Origin of the sequence: Aquirufa salirivi (assembly GCF_045310485.1) — a bacterium.
In the GTDB taxonomy this organism is placed as follows: domain Bacteria; phylum Bacteroidota; class Bacteroidia; order Cytophagales; family Spirosomataceae; genus Aquirufa; species Aquirufa salirivi.
On record NZ_JBEWZH010000031.1, the window covers coordinates 1 to 514 of the forward strand.

Sequence of the window (514 nt, forward strand, 5' to 3'; positions counted from 1 at the left end):
GCCAAAGATGCGAGTGGTAATACGGTAACCACTTATACCGGTTCTAAGAACTTAACTTTCTCAGGAGCTACCAGCTCAACAGCCCCAGTAACAACACCTAAGGTAACCAATACCGCAGCAGCGGATATTGCTTTTGGAACCACCACCGCCTTGACCTTTGCCTCAGGTACTGTAACGACCAACATGAAGTTATACAACGTAGAATCAGCTGTTGTGGCTGTGACCGACGGAAGTATTTCAGCCTCAGGAGCGGATCGCTTGACAGTAGCAGTGAGTGCGGCAGCCTTTAATAAATTAGCCGTAAGCTTAGCGAGTCCACAGATAAACGGCACCGCCTTTACAGGAACGAATACCTTGACAGCACAAGATGCTTATGGAAACACCGTAACAGGATTTAATGCTTCGACGAATAATGTGACAGTGACCAATTCATTGGGAGGAACCGTGAGTGGTTTAGGTTCAGGAGGTACTAATGTATTGAATCAAGTGGGTGATTTTACCAGCGGTGTGGCTA

The 514-nt window shown here is 46.9% G+C and carries 1 protein-coding gene; it reads left to right on the top strand.

What is annotated here, in order from left to right:
- On the top strand, window positions 1–514 hold a 514-nt coding region (locus U0R11_RS13550; RefSeq protein WP_406752366.1), incomplete at both ends, for a hypothetical protein.